Consider the following 19540-nt stretch of genomic DNA (forward strand, 5'->3'; position numbering starts at 1 on the left):
TGCGGCCAGGTGGCTGCCCTCGGCGCTCCAGCGCCAACCTTCATGGGGAATCGTTGTGTCCTTCCATCGCAGTGTGTTGTTGTCCTTGTTCGTTGCCGCCATCGCGGTCGCCGCTCCGGTTCTCCCGGCGCAGGCGCAGAGTGCTTACTTCTTCCCGCAGGGCCAATCCACCGATTTCGATCCGGCCGTGCCGACGCCGCAGCAGTTCCTCGGCTACGAGGTCGGCAGCCGCTACACGCGGCATGATCAACTGGTGGCTTACTTCAACGAACTGGCCAAGCATTCCGACAAGATCACGGTGCAGGAAATCGGCCGCAGCTACGAAGGGCGTCCGCTGCTGATCGCCACGGTGACCTCGGCACAGAACCACGCACGGCTGGACACGCTGCGCCAGCAGCACGCCACCCTGGCCGATCCCGCGCAACCGCGCACCGCTGCCGGCGACAGCCCCGTGGTGGTGTGGCTGGGCTACAGCGTGCACGGCAACGAGACCTCCAGCGGCGAGGCGGCGATGCTGACGGCGTACTACCTGGTGGCCAACCGCAGCGCCGAGACGCAGCAGTGGTTGCAGAACGCCGTGGTGCTGTTCGATCCGGCGCAGAACCCGGACGGCCGTGACCGAGCTGCGAACTGGCACAACGCCTACGCATCCAGTCCGGCATCGGCCGACCCGGCCGACAAGGAGCACGTTGAGCCGTTCCCGCAGGGTCGCACCAACCACTACTTCACCGACCTCAACCGCGACTGGCTGGCCCTGACGCAACAGGAAAGTCGACCGAAGATCGAGGTCTTCCACCAGTGGTACCCGAACGTGCAGATCGACTTCCACGAAATGGGCAAGGACAGCACCTACTACTTCGAGCCGTCACCGAAGAGCATGCACAGTCCGTTGCTGCCGGCCGCGTCGTACGAGTTCAACAAGACCCTGGCGAAGTACCACGCCGCCTCGCTGGATGCGTTGGGCTCGCTGTATTACACCGGCGAGAACTACGACAACTTCTCACCGGTGTATGGCTCCACCTACCCGGATTTCCACGGTGCCGTGGGTGTCACCGTCGAACAGGCCAGCTCGCGCGGACGCGTGCAGGAGTCGGTCAATGGTCCGTTGACCTTCCCGTTCACCATCCGCAACCAGGTCGCCACCGGGCTGGGCACCTTGCGCGGTGCGGTGGCTGAGCGGGAAGGCCTGTTCACCCTGCAGAAGACGTTCTTCCAGTCCGCGCTCAAGCAGGCGGGGCAGCAGCCCTTGAAGAGCTTCGTGTTCGGCGATGCGCACGATCCTGCGCTCACCCGGAAGCTGCTTGAGTTGTTGCTGCTGCACCGGATCGAGGTGCATGCGCTGGCATCGACCGTCACCGTAGAGGGGCGCCGCTTTGAACCGGGCAGTGCCTACGTGGTGCCCGCTGCGCAGCCGCAGTTCCGGCTGGTGCATTCGATCTTCGCCGACACCCCGCCGATCAAGGGCGATGTGTTCTACGGCAGCACGTCTTACGCTATCGCACCGGCCTACGGGGTCGCTTTCGCCGCCAGCAAGGGGCGCATCGCGGAGGGCACGCAGGTAACCGCGTTGCCGCCGGTGCAGGCGGGGGTACGGGGTGGCCAGGCCGGCTACGCGTATGTGATCGATTGGCGCGACTACAACGCGGGCCGTGCGCTGTACGCACTGCAGTCCAAGGGTCTGTCCACGCGCGCGGCATTCCAGTCTTTCACCGCCAGCACGGTGGGCGGCGATGTGTCGTTCGCGCCCGGCAGCATCGTGGTGCCGGTGGCAGGACAGCCACTGCAGGGCGCGGCGCTGCGGGATGCCGTGCAGGCGGCCGCAACGGATGCAGGCGTGCAGGCCCATGCACTGGCCAGCGGCCAGAGCCGGGGCGGTGTCGATCTGGGCAGCGATGGGGTGAAGGCATTGCGCAAGCCCGCCGTCGCGCTGGTGATGGGTGAGGGCGTGAACGCCACCGAGATCGGCTCGGCCTGGTTCCTGCTGGACCAGCAGCTGCAGCTGCCCGCCAGCAAGATCGACCCGACCCAGCTGGGCAAGGTGGCGTTGGACCGCTACACCACGATCGTGTTGTCCGGTGGCAAGTACGAGGCAGTGGACGACGTCGCCGTGGGCGCGCTGAAGCGCTGGATCCAGGCAGGCGGATCGCTGGTGACGTATGGCACCGCCTCGCGCTGGGCAATCGACAAGAAGTTGGCCGACGGTGAGAAGCTAGGCCAGGACGAAGAGACCACTGCGGGCGAACGCAAGGCGTTCGGCGATCAGCGCGATATCGCGGCGATCGAGCGGGTGAGCGGCAACATCCTCAGTGCGGACATCGACACGAGTCATCCGCTGGGCTTCGGCGTACCGGGTCGCGCGCTTGCGGTGAACAAGGAAAACGCGGTGGTGCTGCAGCCGAGCGCCAATCCGTTCTCCACGGTGGTGCGGGTGGACGAGCAGCCGCGCGTCAACGGCTATCTGTCCGAGCGCAACCGGGCGCGGGTAAAGGGCTCGGCGTGGTTGCTGGTGTCGCCGCAGGGGCAAGGCAACGTGGTGTTGTTCGCCGATGACCCGGCGCACCGGAAGTATTGGCACGGGACGGACCGGTTGCTGGTCAATGCGGTGTTCTTCGGCAATCTGTTGAACCCGGCGAAGCCGAGGGGGTAGGTGGGTTGCCGGGCTTGCAGCCCGGCACCTGCAGAAGCAACTGCAGCGGCAACAGCAACAGCAACGGCAACGGCAACGGCAACGGCAACAGCTGCGGGGCTGCTTGGAGGTGGGGCGGGGTGGGTTGGCAGGGGACGGCAAGGGCCGCATCCATGCGGGCCTCGTTTCGTGCCATCCATGGCACGGGTCCACGTCATCGCATTCGCGCTGCCGCTCCCACGCTTTGCTTCGCAAACCGCGGGCCCCGTCTCACCAGCACCCACACCCCGCCGCTTCGCGGCCGCCCCTGACTCAGGGGCTCCCTCCACCCGACGGATTATCGCCATCTGTAGCGCCGAGCCGTGCTCGGCGGAATGTCCCCGCCAACGGCCCGCTGCGCTCGCCGACCATGGGTCGGCGCTACCGCTTTTTTCTTTTTTCTTACGCGGCTGGCGGCGCACGGAACCTGTCAGAGGGCTGGGCGGTGGGGCTGCGCGGGGGCGTTGAGCGCCATGGATGGCGCGAAACGAGGCACGCATGGACGCAGTTTTTGCCGGCCCCCGCACAGCCCCACCGCCCAGCCCCAAGCACGCAGCCTGCACTTGCAGCCCACCGCGAGGGGCTCCGCCGTTCGCTGTATAACAATCGTATTGCGAATCATTCGCAATAGGCATAGAGTGTGCGCCGCCGGACTGGGGCCGGTGCCTTCCACGAGATATGCCGATGAAAACCTGCTTGCTGGCTGGCCTGATGCTGGCCGCCGTCGTGTTGCCTGCCCATGCGCATACGCCATATCTGGCACCGGCGACGTTCCAGATCCAGCCGACCAGCCTGGTCACGCTCGATGCCAGCTTCGCTGAAACCTTCTTCGTTCCCGAGGTGGTGTTCGACAACAGCACCTTCGTGGTGACCGATCCCGATGGTGTGACCCATGTACCCGATACCGTGCATCTGTTGAAGACCCGGGCCGTGGTCGAGCAGCGGCTGCCGGGCAAGAAGGGCACCTACCGCTTCAGCACCGGTAATCGCCTTGGCGCGGTGTTCCGTACGTTCGAGGTCAACGGCAAGACCGCAAGCAGCCGTGACCCGTCCACGCCGCTGCCAGCCGGGGCGAAGATCGTGTCGCACTACCAGAGTCTGTCGCGGTCGGAGGTCTATCTGACGGCCGGGGAGCCGACCACCGACGCCCTGAAGCCTTACGGCAAGGGCCTTGAGCTGGTCCCCGTCACCCATCCGAGTGATCTGTACGTCGGCGAGTCCTTCACTTTCGAAGTGCGCTACGACGGCAAGCCGCTGCCGGCGCAGAAGGTGGAGATCAACCGCGCGCTCGGCGATGGCCACAGCCAGCCGGCCGCACTGGAACTCACCACCGATGCCGCGGGCAAAGCCACCTTGCCGTTGCAGCAGGCAGGCAGCTACCTGGCGTTGATCCGCTATCGCGGCGCTGCCCCGGCAGGTGCTGCTGCACCGCAGTACGGCAACAACTACACGCTCAGCTTCCGCGTGCTGGAACCGTAAGCCACTCCCTTGAAGGATTTCCTCGTATGACCAAGATCATGATCGCGCTGGCGCTGCTTGCGGCTACATCGGCCCCCACGGCATCCGCGCAACAGGCCACGGCACCTGCCCTGTCTTCTGCCGCAGCAGATTTCCTGGAGCAGTTCGATCCGCAGGACACCGGCGCGGTCAGCTGGGCACAGTTCGAGACCTTCCGTCGCGCACGCTACGCCGCGACCGACCGCAATGGCGATGGCAGCGTGGACAAGCAGGAGTACATCGACGAGTACCTGCAGCGTTTCGATGAACGCCTGGCCAAGGCCCGCGAAGGGCACCTGCGGCAGACCGACACACGCTTCAAGGCGCTGGACCAGGACAAGGACGGGCGCATCAGCCGCGACGAATTCGACGCAGCGGGCGAGCGCACCTGGGACGGCTACGAGAAGAGCCAGGACGCGACGCAGGAAAGCGCGGCGGCGACCAACCGCGATCCGCTGAAGATGCCGACCTCGCATACCGCCAACGGCATGCTGGACCTGTACGACCGCAACGGTGACGGAGTGGTCGATCGCGCCGAGTTCGATGCTGCACGCGCCGCCACGTTCGCCGCGACCGACACCAATGCCGATGGTCAGTTGGACCTGGCCGAGTACACCGCCGAATTTGCCGGTCGCCTGGATGCGCAGCGCACGAAGGTGCGAGAGGCGGGCGGGCGTCAAGCGGCGGTGCGCTTCGGGGCACTGGACACCGACAAGGACGGTCGGATGACCTTCGCCGAGTACCAGGTGTCGGGCAAGCGCCTGTTTGATCGCGCTGATACCAACGGTGACCGCATCGTCGATGCGCGTGATCCGGAACCGACCGCTACGCCGTGACACATCGGGTGCCTGCATGCCGTCGGCGCCCCATCAACCGATCTCCCACGACCTCCCAGCCCGCACCGCCGCCACGCGCGTCGGCAGCCAGGAATGGCGTTAGCCCAGCCTTTCTCCCTGCGGAGCTTTCCCGATGAACCTGTCCCTCTCCCTGCTTTCACTGGCGGTGCTCGCCAGCCTGTCCGCGATACCCGCCGCGCATGCGGACGCACCGGCCGATGCCGGCACCCTCGATACCGTGCGGGTGGAAGCCGAGCGCGCCAAGAAGAGCACGTCGCGCAACCAGAACGTCACCGTGCTTACCGCTGCCGACCTGGACGCGGACATGGCCAACACCATGGAAGAGGCCATCCGCTACATCCCCGGTGTCAGCGTGGTGGACATGGGCCGCTTCGGTGACAACGGCTTCAACATCCGCGGCCTGGAAAGCGACCGCGTGGCGATCACTGTCGATGGACTCAGCCTCGGCGAGTCCGTGGAAACGGCGCGTTCGTATGAGTTCTTCCGCAGTGGCCGCGGCGACGTGGACATCGACACGCTGAAGAGCCTGCAGGTGATCAAGGGGGCGGATTCCATCACCGCTGGCAGTGGTGCGCTCGGTGGTGCGGTGGTGTTCACCACCAAGGACCCGGCCGACTACCTGAAGGCCGTCGGCAACGACACGCACGTGGGGGTCAAGTTCGGCTACAGCGGCGCCAACGACGAGACCATGGGTACGCTCACTTTCGCCAACCGCACCGGCATCGCCGAATCGATGCTGGTCTATACGCGCCGCGAAGGCCATGAATCAGAGAGCTGGTACGACACGACCGTGGACCGCATCGGCATCGGCCGGCGCACCCCCGATCCGGTGGACAGCACGCGTGACAATCTGTTGGGCAAGCTGGACCTGCAGCTGGATGAACGCAACACACTCGGTTTCATGATCGAGCGTGGCCGTGCGCGCAACGAAGTGGGCAACCTGTCGCGCGTGTACGCGCCCGGCTATCTGGAGCGGCGCGGTGATGACCGCAATGATCGGGATCGCTATGGCGTGCGCTGGCAGTACCGCCCGCAGAATGCGCTGTTCGACAGCGTGGAAGCGCAGCTGGATCGCCAGGTCACCGAGAGCCGGGGCCTGACCACCATCCTCGCCGGTAGCGGCTGCCCGGGGCGCACCGTGCCGTGCCTGCGCAGCGAGAACCGTGCGACCGAACAGACGCTGGATCGCGCGGCACTGGATTTCAGCAAGGTGCTGGAAACGTCCGGCGCACGCCATGACATCGCGTACGGACTGGCCTGGCAGCGCCGCGACGTGGACTTCACCGCCGTGGATACGCGATGGACGGCGGCGGGCACCGTCGCCAGCGTCGACCAGGATCCGCGCCAGGTCCCCAGGACCGACGCGCGCAACTGGAACCTGTATCTGCGCGACAGCGTGTCGTTGCTGGACGACCGACTGATCCTGAGCGGCGGTGCACGCTATGACCGTTATGACTATTCGCCCACGGTGGATGCCACCTTCGTCGACCCGACGGGCAGCGTGCGTGACCTGCAGTTTTCCGCGCCGAGCTGGCAGGCGGGTGCCGAGTTCCGCTTCCTGCCCGACCACGCGCTATGGGCGCAGTTGGGACGCGGGTTCCGTGCACCCAGCGTGGCCGATCTGTACTCGCCGACTGGATCCACTGTCGCCTTTGATGCGCTGACCGGCGCGCAGGTGCAGTTCGATACCTCATCATCGAATCCAGACCTGGATGCCGAAAAGAGCTTGAATGTAGAGCTGGGTTACCGCTGGACGACGGACCGTGGATTGCTGGGCGTCTCGCTGTTCCGCGACCGCTACAGCAACTTCATCGAGACGGTGACCACGGCGCAGGCTTACGCCAACGGCTACCGCACCACCGCGACGTCGCCCGTGTTGTACCGCTACAACGCAACGATGCCGATGAACGCCGGCAAGGTGATCGTCAAGGGTGCCGAGCTGGAAGGTCGCTGGCAGTTCAACGATGCGTGGTCGTCGCGCATCGCGGCCGCCTACAGCGAAGGCGAGAAGGCCAACGGTGATCCGCTCGAGAGCATCGTGCCGGCCAGCGTGGTGGTCGGGCTGCGCTATGCGCCATCGCCCGTGTGGAATGTCACGGCCAACTTGACCCACGCTTGGGGAAAGAACGCCGACGATGCTTACACCACGTTGGCCAACGGCACCCGCGAGACCCCGGATTGGGTCGGCAAGGTCGATGGCTACACGGTGCTGGACCTGGTGGGCAGCTGGAACATCAGCGACCAGTTGCGGTTGAGTGCCGGTGTGTACAACCTGACCAACCGCGAGTACTACCTGTGGCAGCGGGTGCGCGGCGTGTTCGAGGGCTCGACCACGTTGTATGGCTACGTCAACGAGGAGGGCATCGGTCGTTACAGCGAACCGGGCCGCAATGCACGGGTGACCGTGGCGTACACCTTCTGAGGGGCAGATCCGCCAGCGCCGAGCCATGATCGGCGAGCGCGAAGTGCGGCCGCCTCGTGCCATCAACAACGAAAAAGGGACGGAGCTCGCGCTCCGTCCCTTTGTTCTTGCTGCGTTCAAGCTACCGGCCAGAGCCCGGCGCTATCTCGCATCAGACCGCGCGGCTGGTGCCCGCGCTGCGGCCACGACCGGCACCGGCGCCGGCGGCACCACCGCCACCACGACGCTGGCCCTGGCCCTGCGCGGCACGCGCCTGGCCCGCACCGTTGCCGCCGCCTTCGCGACGACCGCCACCCGGCTTCTTCGGACCGGCATGCGCGTGACGCGGCGCATCGCCGTGCGGACGACGGGCATGCGAGGTCTTGCGCACGGCACGGTCACCCATATCGCTGTCAGCCTTGCCCGGTGCACTGTTGCCCCAGCGGATCGGCACCTGCAGCTCGAAGCCCGGTACGTCGCGGATATCCATGTCGCGGCCCAGCAGGCGCACGATCTGGCGCAGCAGCTTCACCTCATCCTGGGCGACCAGCGAAATCGCTTCACCGGTGGCGCCATTACGGCCGGTACGGCCGATGCGGTGCACGTAGTCTTCGGCCACCATCGGCAGATCGAAGTTGATCACCTTCGGCAGCTCGTTGATGTCGATACCGCGTGCCGCGATGTCGGTCGCGACCAGCACGGTGACACGGCCGGCCTTGAAGTCCGCCAGTGCGCGCAGGCGCTGGCCCTGGCTCTTGTTGCCGTGGATCGCGGCGGTCTTGATGCCGGACTTGTCCAGGAACGCGGCCAGCTTGTCGCTGCCGTGCTTGGTGCGGGCGAAGACCAGGGTCTGCTCGCGGCTGTCCTGCGCCAGCAGGTGCAGCAGCAGGTCGCGCTTGCGACTGCCGTCGACCGGGTGGACGCGGTGGGTGATCAGCTCGGCGACGGTGTTCTTCGGCGTGACCTGGATCTGCTCCGGGTTGCGCATGAACTCCATGGCCAGCTGCTTGATGCTCTCTTCGAAGGTCGCCGAGAACAGCAGGGTCTGGCGGTTCTGCTTGGGCAGCTTGGCCAGGATGCGCTTGATCGACGGCAGGAAGCCCATGTCGAGCATGCGGTCGGCTTCGTCCAGCACCAGCACTTCAATGCCGGACAGGTCGATGCTGCGACGCTCGATATGGTCGATCAGGCGGCCCGGGCAGGCCACCAGCAGGTCCACGCCACGGCGCAGGATGTCCAGCTGGTTGCCCATGCCGACGCCGCCGTAGATGCAGGCGCTCGGAATGCGCAGGTACTTGCTGTAGCCGCGCAGGCTGTCGTGCACCTGGGTGGCGAGTTCGCGGGTCGGGGTCAGGATCAGCGCGCGCGGCTTGCGCGGGCCGCCGTTGGACACTTCCTGCGAACTGGTGGCCAGGTGCTGCAGCAGCGGCAGGCCGAAGGCGGCGGTCTTGCCGGTGCCGGTCTGTGCGCCGGCCAGCAGGTCACGGCCGGCCAGGGCGAGCGGGATCGCCTGCTCCTGGATCGGGGTCGGGGTTTCATAGCCCTGCTCGGAAAGCGCACGCAGCAGGAAGGGCGCAAGGCCCAGGGATTCAAAGGACATTCGAGAAAGCTCCAAAAACAGAGAACGCCTGACCGAATGGCCAAGCGGGGGCAGATCGATGAGATCGGCTGACTCGGAGCGTTCCCGTGAACCGCGCTGCGAGAATTGGGGGCAACCGGCGCGAAGCACAGGCTGGAATGCGTGACGTACGGCGTCGGAGTTGGGGCGGGCGAGGGGTCTATGACCTGACTCGCCGGCGGTCCCGGAGGGAAACGGACGGCCGTTGCAGACCGGCGAAGTCTACCCGAAGTTTGAGACTTGGCGCAAAGGGGCGTGTTCAGGTTGGGCTGCACGCCACGCCGGATGCGGGTGGGGCCGGGCGGGGAGGCTGTGCGGGGGCCGGCAGAAGCCGCATCCTGCGGGCCTCGTTTCGCGCCATCCATGGCGCTCAACGCCCCCGCCCAGCCTCCCCGCCCGGCCCTCCGACAGTTTCCGTGCTTCCCGGACAAGGCCGCTAGCGCCGAGCCGTGCTCGGCGGCAGGGACGCCTCCGGTCATCCGCGGGACCGGCCTACACTCGGGGATGCGGCGGCGCAGCTTTCCGTGGTTGCGGGGCTTTGATTACACTTGAAACTTGTTGTCCACCTCTGCCGGATATCCCCATGAAGCTTGGTTCGTTGAAGGAAGGGGGCCGCGACGGCACCTTGATCGTGGTCTCGCGTGATCTTGCGCACGGGGTGCGTGCCACCGGTATCGCGGCGACGCTGCAGGTGGCGTTGGAAGACTGGGCGCGCGTGGCGCCGCGGCTGGATGCGCTCTATCAATCGCTCAATGCCGGCGATGCCGATGGTGTCTTCGACATGGACATGCAGGCGCTGGCAGCCCCGCTGCCGCGCGCTTACGAATTCCTGGACGGCAGCGCGTACCTGCCGCACGTGGCGCGGGTGCGCCGCGCGCGCGGTGCCGAGGTGCCGGAGAGCTTCTATACCGATCCGCTCATGTACCAGGCCACCAGCGCCGGTTTCCATGGTCCGCGCGATCCGGTGAAGGTGGTCAGCGAGGACTACGGCATCGACCTGGAGGCGGAGATCGTGGTGATCACCGACGATGTGCCGATGGCGGTCACCCCCGAGCAGGCAGCAGGCCATATCCAGTTGATCGGGTTGGTCAATGACGTGTCGCTGCGCAACCTGATCCCGGGCGAGCTGGCGAAGGGGTTCGGTTTCCTGCAGTCCAAGCCGCGTTCCGCGCTGTCGCCGGTGTTCGTCACCCCGGACGAACTGGGCGCTGCCTGGCAGGACAGCACGCTGCACCTGCCGCTGCTGACGCATATCAATGGCGCCTGGTTCGGCGCGCCGGAAGCCGGCGTCGACATGCAGTTCAATTTCGCCCAGCTGGTGGCCCATGCGGCCAAGACCCGCCCTCTGGGGGCGGCGACCATCGTCGGCTCGGGCACCATCGCCAACGAAGACACCAGCAAGGGCGCGTCCTGCTTCGCCGAGCAGCGCACCGTGGAAACCCTGCGCGACGGCAAGCCCAGCACGCCGTTCATGTCCTTCGGTGACGTGGTGCGTATTGAAATGCTGGATGCGGCCGGCAACAGCATCTTCGGCGCCATCGAGCAGCGCATTGAACAGGCCTCCGCGCCGTGAATGACGAGGCGGCGCAGGAGCCGGGCGGGCAGGGACGTATCGTCCTGCACACCTATTGGCGCTCCAGTGCAGCCTACCGCGTGCGTATCGGGTTGCACCTGAAAGGTCTGTCGTGGGAGCCGCAGCCGGTCCATCTGGTGCGCGATGGCGGCGAACAGCACCATGACGGCTACCGTGCGCTCAATCCACAGCAACTGGTGCCGACGCTGCTGCACCGCGGGCAGGTGCTGACGCAGTCCATGGCCATCCTGGAATACCTGGATGAGCTGTTCCCGGCCATGCCGCTGCTGCCGGCAGACCCGGTCGGGCGTGCGCGGGTGCGCGGCTTGGCCCAACTGGTGTCCTGCGATATCCACCCGCTGAACAACCTGCGGGTGATGCAGTATCTGGAGCGTCAGCTGCAGGTGCCGGTCGATGCGCGCACGCAGTGGACCCTGCACTGGATGGCCGAAGGCTTGGCTGCGATGGAGTCCCTGCTGGCGGCCAGCACCGCGACCGGCACGTTCTGCCACGGCGACCAGCCCGGCCTGGCCGACGCCTGCCTGATCCCTCAGCTCTACAACGCCCATCGCTTCGGCCTGGAGCTGACCCCTTATCCGACCTTGCGGCGGATCGAGGCGGCGTGCCTGGGCCTGGAGGCGTTCGACGCTGCGCGTCCAGAGAATCAGACCGACGCCGTGTGAACAAAAAAGGGGACGGAGGGGATTAAGTCGTTTTCGGCCTTGGGGCCGAAAACGACTTAATCCCCTCCGTCCCCTTTTTCAGAAGCCGTGGGTGATGCTGGGTTGGCCTTCGGAGAAGTCGGCGTAGGGGTCGTGTTCGCCGTCGCTGCCTTCGGACAGGCGGAACTTCAAGGCCAGGCCGTCGCGGGAGTCGGCGGCGCGCAGTGCTTCCTCGATCTCGATGGTGCCGTCCTTCGCCATGCGGAACAGGCACTGGTCGAAGCTTTCCATGCCTTCTTCCAGCGAGGCTTCCATCGCAGCCTTGATCTCGTGCACCTGGCCGCGGCGCAGCAGGTCTCGGATCATCGGCGTGTTGATCAGGACCTCGGTGGCGGGCAGGCGGCGTCCGTCCTTGCCCTTCACCAGGCGTTGGCTGATGACGCCGCGCAGGTTCAGCGACAGGTTCATCAGCACGTTGCGGTGGGCGCTTTCCGGGAAGAAGTTCAGGATGCGCTCAATCGTCTGGTCGGCATTGTTGGAGTGCAGGGTGGCCAGGCACAGGTGGCCGGTCTCGGCGAAGGCAATGGCCGCCTCCATCGTTTCCGAATCCAGGATTTCGCCGATCAGGATCACGTCGGGTGCTTCACGCATTGCGTTCTTCAAGGCGCTGTTGAAGGCATGCGTGTCCAGCCCAACCTCGCGCTGGTTGACGATCGACATCTTGTGCTTGTGCAGGTACTCGATCGGGTCCTCGATGGTGAGGATGTGCCCGGTGGTCGTGCTGTTGCGGTGGTCGATCATCGAGGCCAGCGAGGTGGACTTGCCCGACCCGGTGGACCCCACCACCAGGACCAGGCCGCGCGGGGTCATGATGACGTCCTTCAGCACCTGCGGCAGGTTCAGCTCTTCGATGCTGGGTATCCGGCTACGGATGGCGCGGATGACCATGCCGACTTCGCCACGCTGCTTGAACACGTTCACGCGGAAGCGCCCGGTGTCCGCCAGGGCAATCGCCATGTTGAGTTCCAGCTCGCGTTCGAACTGAGGCACCTGGCCTTCGTCCATCAGCGAGTAGGCGATTTTCTTGACCATGCCGGGCGGCAGGCCGGTGTTGCCGAGCGGGTACAGCTTGCCCTCGATCTTGATGTAGACCGGCGCACCGGTAGTCAAGAACATGTCCGAAGCATTCTTTTCGGTCATCAGCTTCAGGAAGTAGCCGATATCCATACGCGTTTTTCCCCAAAAACGAGTCGCCGACGGCCTAAGTTGCAAGCATGCCGTCGGCTTGACGACAATGGCCGTGCACAATCATCGGCACGGCCTCCCCAAATGAATCGACGTAGCTTCGCACAAATGCGCCACGCCCTGTATGTGACGGCGTTGGCATTCGCACTCTCTGCCCCGGCCATTGCACTGGCGCAGGACGGCGCGCTGGAACTGGCGCAGGCACGGCAAGCGGTGGAGAAGGCCACCCAGGCTGACGCCGACCAATACGCCCCCGATCTGATCAACCTGGCAAGACAGGGCCTGGAGCAGGCCCAACGTGCGGCAGGCGACCGTCGGGAGCGCAAGAACGCGCCCGCCATGGCCCTGCGTGTGGCCGCGGATGCCGACTTGGCCCGTGTCCGCAGCGAGGAAGCCACCGCCACCGCGCAGCTGCAGCTGCGCCGCAATGAAGTCACCCAGCTGCAACGCCAGCTGGAAAACGGGGATGACCGCTGATGCGCGCACGTTCGATGTACTTGGCTGCGGGGCTGTTGACCCTGCCCCTGTTGGCCGTTGCTGCCGACGATCCGGCGGTACTGCAGCTCAACCAGCGCCTGATGGCGATCTCGGCCAATCCGGATACGGCCAACCTGGGCGCGTTCGAGCGCATGCAGGCGCAACAGGCGATCAGTACCCTCGATAGCGCCAAGCGCCGCGACCAGGAGCTTGCCAGGTACTTGGCCGAGCGGCGGGTAGAGATCGCCGAGACTTCGGTGCGTGCGGCCTTGGCCCAGCGCGAAGTGGATCGGCTGGAACGCACCCGCAGCGACATGCTGATCGAAGCGAGCCGCCGGGAAGCGGCACGTGCGCGGCAGGAAGCCGAGCGTCTGCGTGTGCAGGCGCAGATCCAAGCGGAGGAGGCCGAACGGCTGCGACTCGCTGCGGAGAGTGAGGTGCTGGCCCGGCAGGATGCGGAGAACGCGCTGACCAGCGTGGCCGGCAAGCAGCAGCAGCGCCTCAGCGCGGCGCAGCAGAACGCGGCCAAGCTGGCACGCGAGGAAGCGGAGCTGGTGTCCGGCCAGAAGCTGCCGGGCAGCAAGTTCGACAGCCGGGGTGAGATCTTCACGTTGACCGGCGATGCGTTTGCCAGCGGCCAAGCCAGTCTGTCCAACGGGGCGAAGAACCAGGCCAAGGCACTCGCCGAGTACCTGAACATCGGCAAGAAGGGCCGCGTGCGCATCGAGGCCTACGACAGTGCCAACGGCGTTGGCCAGCGACGTGCCGACGCGGTGCGCGACGCACTGGTTGCTGCAGGCGTCGCCGGCAATCGCATCCAGTCCGTCGGCAAGAAGGCTGCCTCCACGCGAGCGCGTTCCGTCGAGGTGATTGTTTCACCTTAAAGTATTGTTTTCGTTAATAAATGCGAGCGGGTTCACTACATCCTGAACCGCTCGTCGCCCCGACCCGGCTATTTGTCGCGAGGGGCTTGAAGGCCCCCTTCGGCAAGCGTAGGGTCAATTGTCCGGGACGCATTCGGCGGACCGGACAGAAAGGAGGGCCGGGCCGATGCAATCGTGGCACGAACCAGCGCAGGCAGACATCCACGGGCCAGTGTGGAACGCCTTGCAGGACGTGGCCTTGCACGCGCCCGCCTTCCTTCCCTCAATCGACGCCCTGTGCCGAAAGGCCGGGGCGTTCGTGTTCCAGCTGAAGGAGGTACATCATGTTTGAAGATCAGTCCCAGAGCGAGATCGAAGCCCGCCGCGCGCGCGATCCGGAGTTCCGGACCCTGCATGACGAACACCGGAAGTTGAATCGCCAATGCATGGATGCCGAGCTCGGCGTTATGGCAGTCAGTGATATCACCCTGGGCCGGATGAAGCGGGAAAAGCTGCTGGCCAAGCAACGTCTGCAGCGCATGCTGGAGACCCCCGTGCAATCACAGACCTCCCCCGCGCATTGAGTTGACCCACAGCAAGCAGGCAGGCCAAAAGGGCCCGTCCTGTAAGAACATCGCCGTTCCCTGTCGCGGGCGGCCTGGGCCTCCTCGTCGGCTCATGTCGTCCGCGTCACTTGGGGCTTGGTGCATTCCCCCTGACATTCGCGGTCAACCAGCGGATAATCCAGTATCCGGCCCTGCGGGGCGCGAACTGAAGTCCCCCGAATGCCCATCCATGCTTCCGTCCTCGATCTCATCGGCCATACCCCCATCGTCAAGGCCCAGCGCCTGGATACCGGTGTCTGCGAGCTGTTCCTGAAGCTCGAGAGCGCCAACCCGGGCGGCTCGATCAAGGACCGCATCGGCCTGTCGATGATCGAGGCGGCTGAACAGCGCGGTGACCTGAAGCCGGGCGCGACGCTGGTGGAGGGCACGGCGGGCAATACCGGCCTGGGCCTGGCGCTGGTGGCGCAGCAGAAGGGCTACAAGCTGGTGCTGGTGGTGCCGGACAAGATGAGCCGGGAAAAGATCTTCAACCTGAAGGCCATGGGCGCTGAAGTGCGCCTGACCCGTTCGGACGTGGCCAAGGGCCATCCGGAGTACTACCAGGACCTGGCCAAGACCATCGCTGACCAGATTCCGGGCGCTTACTTCATCAATCAGTTCGGCAACCCCGACAACCCGGCGGCCCATGAGTTCGGTACCGGCCCGGAAATCCTCGAGCAGATGGACGGCGACCTGGACGCGATCGTGTTCGGCTGTGGCAGCTCGGGCACCATGACCGGTCTGTCGCGCGCGTTTTCCACGCTGTCGCCGAAGACCGAGCTGGTGCTCGCCGACCCGGTCGGCTCGATCCTGGCGGAATACATCAATGATGGCGTGCTCAACGACAAGTCCGGCAGCTGGCTGGTCGAAGGCATCGGTGAGGACTTCCTGCCGTCGATCGCTGATTTCAGCCGCGTCACCAAGGCCTATGCCATCACCGATGCGGAAAGCTTCCACACCGCACGGGAGCTGCTGGGCAAGGAGGGCATCCTGGGCGGCTCGTCCACCGGCACTCTGCTGGCGGCAGCGCTGAAGTACTGCCAGGAGCAGACCACGCCGAAGCGGGTTCTCGTGCTGGTCTGCGACACCGGCAACAAATATCTGTCGAAGATGTACAACGACTATTGGATGCTGGACAACGGCTTCCTGGAGCGCCCTCAGCATGGCGATCTGCGCGACCTGATCCTGCGCCCGTATGGCCAGCGCGATACCGTAGTGATCGGTCCGAACGATCTGTTGACCACCGCCTATCAGCGCATGAAGCTGTATGACGTCTCGCAGCTGCCGGTCGTCGACGGTGACACGCTGGTGGGCATCGTCGATGAAAGTGATGTCCTGCTGCATGTGTACGGTGACGAAGCGCGCTTCCGCGATACCGTCTCCACCGCGATGGTCAGCAAGCTCGACCGGCTGGATGTGAAGTCGCCGATCGAGGCCCTGCTGCCGGTATTCGACCGCGGCCAAGTTGCGATCATCATGGACGGTGACAGCTTCCTTGGCCTGATCACCCGCATCGACCTGTTGAATTACCTGCGCCGTCGCGTTCAGTAACGCGACGTTTGCTGGAATTGGCCTCTGAATCCGCGTTTATCCGTGTCAATGGGCGTTAAGCCCACGCTGATAGACTCCCGACCCCTTGATGGCGACCGTGTTGGGCGCCCTGCAGGAATCAACTTAATGTCCGATTCGTCCAAGCCCGCCCACGCGCGTGCGTTGTCACTGGCCACGCTGGCCATCCATGGCGGCCAGTCGCCGGACCCCAGCACGGGCGCGGTGATGCCGCCGATCTATGCGACGTCCACCTATGCGCAGAGCAGCCCCGGCGAGCACCAGGGTTTCGAGTACTCGCGCACCCACAACCCGACGCGCTTTGCGTACGAGCGGTGCGTGGCCTCGCTGGAAGGCGGCTCGCGTGGTTTCGCGTTTGCGTCGGGCATGGCGGCCACGTCCACGGTGATGGAACTGCTGGATGCCAACAGCCATGTCGTGGCGATGGATGACATCTATGGAGGCACGTTCCGGCTGTTCGAGCGCGTGCGTCGTCGCACCGCCGGGCTGGATTTCAGCTTCGTCGACCTGACCGACGTGGCGGCCTTCGAGGCAGCGATCACGCCGGCCACGAAGATGGTGTGGATCGAAACCCCCACCAACCCGATGCTGAAGATCGTCGACATCGCGGCGGTTGCCGCCGTGGCGAAAAAGCACGGGCTGATCGTGGTGGTCGACAATACCTTCGCCTCGCCGATGCTGCAGCGCCCGCTGGAACTCGGCGCGGACCTGGTGCTGCACTCGGCCACCAAGTACCTCAATGGCCATTCGGACATGGTGGGCGGCATGGTGGTGGTCGGTGACAACACCGAGCTGGCCGAGCAGATGGCCTTCCTGCAGAACTCCATTGGCGCGGTGCAGGGGCCGTTTGACAGCTTCCTGGCCCTGCGTGGCCTGAAGACACTGCCGCTGCGTATGAAGGCGCATTGCGCCAACGCGATGGCCCTCGCGCAGTGGCTGGAAACCCAGCCAACGGTGGAGAAAGTGATCTATCCGGGGCTGAAGAGTCATCCGCAGCACGAACTGGCTACTGCACAGATGAACGGTTACGGCGGCATCGTGTCGATCGTACTGAAGGGCGGGTTCGACGCGGCGAAGCGGTTCTGCGAGCGCACCGAGCTGTTTACGCTGGCCGAGTCGCTGGGGGGTGTTGAGAGTCTTGTGAACCATCCTGCGGTGATGACGCATGCTTCCATTCCGGTTGAACGGCGGGAGAAGCTGGGAATCAGTGCGGGGCTGGTGCGGTTGAGCGTGGGTGTGGAAGATCTGGGTGATCTGATGGTGGATCTGGAGCGGGCGCTGTCGAGAGCGGCAGAAGAAGGCGTTTAATATGTCGCCGAAAACCATCAATACTCCCTTTCGCCATCGCCTTGTCAGCTGGGTGATCAGCCAGCAGTGGCTGCGGGCCATATACCGATTCGTACCGGCATCCTTCAGGGGGCGCGTTGCCAGCCGCTTGATGGCGACTCCGGAGTTGGTCGATTTCCGGTTCGACCGAGAGGCAGAATGGGACGAAAAGCGTGCTGCGGTCGTGGACGCGCCCGTACGCATGTTCGCTGTTGATGTGCCGTCGTGGCCGGGCCAGGGAGTGAACGTGTTCGCCTACTTGCGCGGCCAGTTCGGTCTCGCCGAGTGCGCGCGGATGTATGCGCGCGCACTTTTAGGAGCGGGCTATCCGACTGCCCTCGTCGACGTCGACATCAACCTTCCACACGGCTGGAATGATCGTAGCCTTGACGCCTACATCGGCGAAGAGTCGCCGCACGATATCCACTTGATTTTCGTCAACCCGGACTTTCTACCCGCGGCCATCGAGCAGATCGGCAAGGCAAAGCTGGAGGGGGGCTATGTCATCGCGTGCTGGTTCTGGGAACTTGAGAATATCCCCGCCAGCTGGTTGCCGGCATTGGAACTTGTTGATGAGATTCTGGTGGCCTCCCGTTATGTTGGCGATGCCTTTTCGAAGGTTACCGACAAGCCGATTCTCTGCGTACCACTTCCCTTGAGCGAAGTGGGCGACAGCGGCTTGCAGCGGGAGGATTTTGGGATTCCTGAAGATGCCTTCGTCTTCCTGACCTCCTTTGATTTCAATTCCTTCGTCCATCGCAAAAATCCTTTCGCTACGATAAGGGCTTTTCAGCAGGCGTTTCCCAAGGATCGCGATGACGTGCAGCTGCTTGTCAAGACGAGCAACGGATTCCGGCGGCCAGATCGCCTTCAGCTGCTCGTTGATGCGGTTGACGATGATTCGCGAATCATCATACGTGACCATGTGCTGGATCGCGCCGATGTTCAGGCATTGCAGCGTTGCTGCGATGTCTATGTGTCGCTGCACCATGCTGAAGGCTTTGGCTTGGGGTTGGCCGAATGCATGGCGCAAGGCAAGCCTGTGATCGGTACAGCGTGGTCCGGCAACATGGAGTTCATGGATACAGAGAACAGCGCGCTGGTTGGTTATTCGCTGGTGCCGGTGGAAGAGGGCGAGTACGCCCACCATGAGGGTCAACGATGGGCCGCCGCCGATGAAGCGGACGCGGCTATCTGGATGCGGCGCCTTGCCGACGATCCGGGGCTGGCGATCACGTTGGGCGAACGGGCGCGGCAGTCGGTGACCCAAACACTTTCTCCCGAGCGTGCAGCCGAGATCCTTATCAAACGTCTTGATCAGATTCACCAGGAGCGTGCATTGGCCACTGGTCCCAATGCTTCATCGCTCCCCCTTGAGGAAAAATAAAACCGATGCACAGCTATTCGTCGACGTTTAAAGATCTGAGCGATGGGTTCAGGGGGGCGAAAGTCTCTCTATACATCGCAATGGGTGACATCCGCGCACGTTACAGGCGCAGCGTCCTCGGTCCCTTCTGGCAGTCGCTCGCCACGGCAATCGGCGTGGTTGGCCTAGGCCTGTTGTGGAGTCAGCTCCTCAACATGGACCGACAGAAGTTCATCCCGACGCTGACTGCTGGTCTCATCATCTGGCAGATGCTTTCGGGCGTGCTGATCGAAAGCTGCGGGCTGTTTGTCCGGCAGGCTCCGATCATCCGTAACGTCGTCATGCCATTATCCGTGCATCCGATGAGCGTCGTAACCCGTTACGTGGTCAACTTTGCCCACAGTCTGGTGGTGTTCGTAATCGTGGCGGTGTTCATGAAGATCGACATCAACTGGAACACGTTGCTGTTCATTCCGAACCTCCTTCTTGTGCTCGTCAACCTGCTTTGGGTGTCCTTCGTTTTTGGAGTGATCGGCGCGAGATATCGAGATCTGGAGTACGGAGTGGCGTCCATCATGCCCATGCTCTTTCTCGTGAGCCCGGTGATGTACCGACTGGAGTTTCTGCCATTCTCGTCGGTCATTCTGGAGTACAACCCGTTCACCTATCTCATTGAGGTTCTGCGCTCACCCATGCTGGGGCACGTCCCGACCCTGCATACCTATGTAGTGCTGGTAGTCATGGCAGTCGTTGGATGGCTGTTGGCGTTCTGGTTACTTCATAAAGCCAAGCTCCGGCTGCCTTTCTGGATCTGAT

General features: G+C 64.5%; 15 protein-coding genes. 13 read left to right on the forward strand and 2 right to left on the reverse strand.

From position 1 onward, the window contains the following. The first annotated feature begins 55 nt into the window (after positions 1-55). The 4 genes from ICJ04_RS02380 (at position 56) to ICJ04_RS02395 (ending at position 7441) form a co-directional block, all read left to right on the forward strand. A complete protein-coding gene (locus tag ICJ04_RS02380; RefSeq protein WP_188325969.1) occupies positions 56-2647 on the forward strand; it encodes a M14 family zinc carboxypeptidase in 2592 nt (863 codons plus the stop codon). A gap of 702 nt (positions 2648-3349) precedes the next feature. Then, positions 3350-4144 carry a DUF4198 domain-containing protein gene (locus ICJ04_RS02385; RefSeq protein WP_188325970.1) on the forward strand — a complete coding sequence of 265 codons (795 nt, stop codon included), beginning with the start codon at positions 3350-3352 and terminating at the stop codon, positions 4142-4144. A 26-nt stretch (positions 4145-4170) separates the two neighbouring features. Beyond that, positions 4171-4998 (forward strand): EF-hand domain-containing protein, encoded by an 828-nt coding sequence (locus ICJ04_RS02390; RefSeq protein WP_188325971.1) that lies wholly within the window; start codon positions 4171-4173, stop codon positions 4996-4998. A gap of 133 nt (positions 4999-5131) precedes the next feature. Next, positions 5132-7441, forward strand: coding sequence for a TonB-dependent hemoglobin/transferrin/lactoferrin family receptor (locus ICJ04_RS02395; RefSeq protein WP_188325972.1), 2310 nt, complete (start codon positions 5132-5134; stop codon positions 7439-7441). Positions 7442-7592: 151 nt separating this feature from the next. Here ICJ04_RS02395 and ICJ04_RS02400 read toward each other — a convergent pair whose 3' ends face one another. Further along, positions 7593-9020: a DEAD/DEAH box helicase gene (locus tag ICJ04_RS02400; protein ID WP_188325973.1), complete on the reverse strand. Its 1428-nt coding sequence runs from the start codon at positions 9018-9020 to the stop codon at positions 7593-7595. Between the two features lie 601 nt (positions 9021-9621). On the opposite strand from ICJ04_RS02400, the gene ICJ04_RS02405 reads away from it, so the two are divergent. Further along, on the forward strand, positions 9622-10611 hold the full coding sequence (locus tag ICJ04_RS02405) for a fumarylacetoacetate hydrolase family protein (protein WP_188325974.1): 990 nt from the start codon (positions 9622-9624) through the stop codon (positions 10609-10611). Next, entirely contained in the window at positions 10608-11294 is a 687-nt protein-coding gene (gene maiA, locus ICJ04_RS02410) for a maleylacetoacetate isomerase (protein WP_223202967.1), read from the forward strand. The genes ICJ04_RS02405 and maiA overlap by 4 nt, the downstream gene beginning before the upstream one ends. A gap of 78 nt (positions 11295-11372) precedes the next feature. Here maiA and ICJ04_RS02415 read toward each other — a convergent pair whose 3' ends face one another. Beyond that, positions 11373-12500 (reverse strand): PilT/PilU family type 4a pilus ATPase, encoded by a 1128-nt coding sequence (locus ICJ04_RS02415; protein WP_188325975.1) that lies wholly within the window; start codon positions 12498-12500, stop codon positions 11373-11375. 126 nt (positions 12501-12626) lie between these two features. Here ICJ04_RS02415 and ICJ04_RS02420 point away from each other — a divergent pair, with 126 nt between their 5' ends. The 7 genes from ICJ04_RS02420 (at position 12627) to ICJ04_RS02450 (ending at position 19539) form a co-directional block, all read left to right on the forward strand. Beyond that, positions 12627-12995: a DUF4398 domain-containing protein gene (locus tag ICJ04_RS02420; RefSeq protein WP_188325976.1), complete on the forward strand. Its 369-nt coding sequence runs from the start codon at positions 12627-12629 to the stop codon at positions 12993-12995. Continuing rightward, a complete protein-coding gene (locus tag ICJ04_RS02425) occupies positions 12995-13879 on the forward strand; it encodes an OmpA family protein (protein ID WP_188325977.1) in 885 nt (294 codons plus the stop codon). The genes ICJ04_RS02420 and ICJ04_RS02425 overlap by 1 nt, the downstream gene beginning before the upstream one ends. A 323-nt stretch (positions 13880-14202) precedes the next feature. Next, entirely contained in the window at positions 14203-14442 is a 240-nt protein-coding gene (locus ICJ04_RS02430) for a YdcH family protein (protein WP_188325978.1), read from the forward strand. A gap of 201 nt (positions 14443-14643) precedes the next feature. Then, positions 14644-16014, forward strand: coding sequence for a pyridoxal-phosphate dependent enzyme (locus ICJ04_RS02435; protein WP_188325979.1), 1371 nt, complete (start codon positions 14644-14646; stop codon positions 16012-16014). A gap of 126 nt (positions 16015-16140) precedes the next feature. After that, positions 16141-17340, forward strand: a complete 1200-nt coding sequence (locus tag ICJ04_RS02440; RefSeq protein WP_188325980.1) for a cystathionine gamma-synthase — start codon at positions 16141-16143, stop codon at positions 17338-17340. Position 17341: 1 nt separating this feature from the next. Beyond that, complete coding sequence (locus tag ICJ04_RS02445) at positions 17342-18745, forward strand: glycosyltransferase family 4 protein (protein ID WP_188325981.1); 1404 nt, start codon at positions 17342-17344, stop codon at positions 18743-18745. Positions 18746-18750: 5 nt separating this feature from the next. Next, positions 18751-19539, forward strand: coding sequence for an ABC transporter permease (locus ICJ04_RS02450; RefSeq protein WP_188325982.1), 789 nt, complete (start codon positions 18751-18753; stop codon positions 19537-19539). Position 19540: the final 1 nt, after the last annotated feature.

The organism is Stenotrophomonas sp. 169 (assembly GCF_014621775.1).
Taxonomy (GTDB): domain Bacteria; phylum Pseudomonadota; class Gammaproteobacteria; order Xanthomonadales; family Xanthomonadaceae; genus Stenotrophomonas.

What these genes read in the sequence shown, in the direction of transcription:
- ICJ04_RS02440 (WP_188325980.1), top strand. Translation starts at nt 16,141, where the DNA reads ATGTCCGATTCGTCCAAGCCCGCCCACGCGCGTGCGTTGTCACTGGCC.
- ICJ04_RS02385 (WP_188325970.1), top strand. Translation starts at nt 3,350, where the DNA reads ATGAAAACCTGCTTGCTGGCTGGCCTGATGCTGGCCGCCGTCGTGTTG.
- ICJ04_RS02450 (WP_188325982.1), top strand. Translation starts at nt 18,751, where the DNA reads ATGCACAGCTATTCGTCGACGTTTAAAGATCTGAGCGATGGGTTCAGG.
- ICJ04_RS02430 (WP_188325978.1), top strand. Translation starts at nt 14,203, where the DNA reads ATGTTTGAAGATCAGTCCCAGAGCGAGATCGAAGCCCGCCGCGCGCGC.
- ICJ04_RS02400 (WP_188325973.1), bottom strand. Translation starts at nt 9,020, where the DNA reads ATGTCCTTTGAATCCCTGGGCCTTGCGCCCTTCCTGCTGCGTGCGCTT.
- ICJ04_RS02425 (WP_188325977.1), top strand. Translation starts at nt 12,995, where the DNA reads ATGCGCGCACGTTCGATGTACTTGGCTGCGGGGCTGTTGACCCTGCCC.
- ICJ04_RS02420 (WP_188325976.1), top strand. Translation starts at nt 12,627, where the DNA reads ATGCGCCACGCCCTGTATGTGACGGCGTTGGCATTCGCACTCTCTGCC.
- ICJ04_RS02390 (WP_188325971.1), top strand. Translation starts at nt 4,171, where the DNA reads ATGACCAAGATCATGATCGCGCTGGCGCTGCTTGCGGCTACATCGGCC.
- ICJ04_RS02405 (WP_188325974.1), top strand. Translation starts at nt 9,622, where the DNA reads ATGAAGCTTGGTTCGTTGAAGGAAGGGGGCCGCGACGGCACCTTGATC.
- ICJ04_RS02435 (WP_188325979.1), top strand. Translation starts at nt 14,644, where the DNA reads ATGCCCATCCATGCTTCCGTCCTCGATCTCATCGGCCATACCCCCATC.
- ICJ04_RS02415 (WP_188325975.1), bottom strand. Translation starts at nt 12,500, where the DNA reads ATGGATATCGGCTACTTCCTGAAGCTGATGACCGAAAAGAATGCTTCG.
- ICJ04_RS02445 (WP_188325981.1), top strand. Translation starts at nt 17,342, where the DNA reads ATGTCGCCGAAAACCATCAATACTCCCTTTCGCCATCGCCTTGTCAGC.
- ICJ04_RS02395 (WP_188325972.1), top strand. Translation starts at nt 5,132, where the DNA reads ATGAACCTGTCCCTCTCCCTGCTTTCACTGGCGGTGCTCGCCAGCCTG.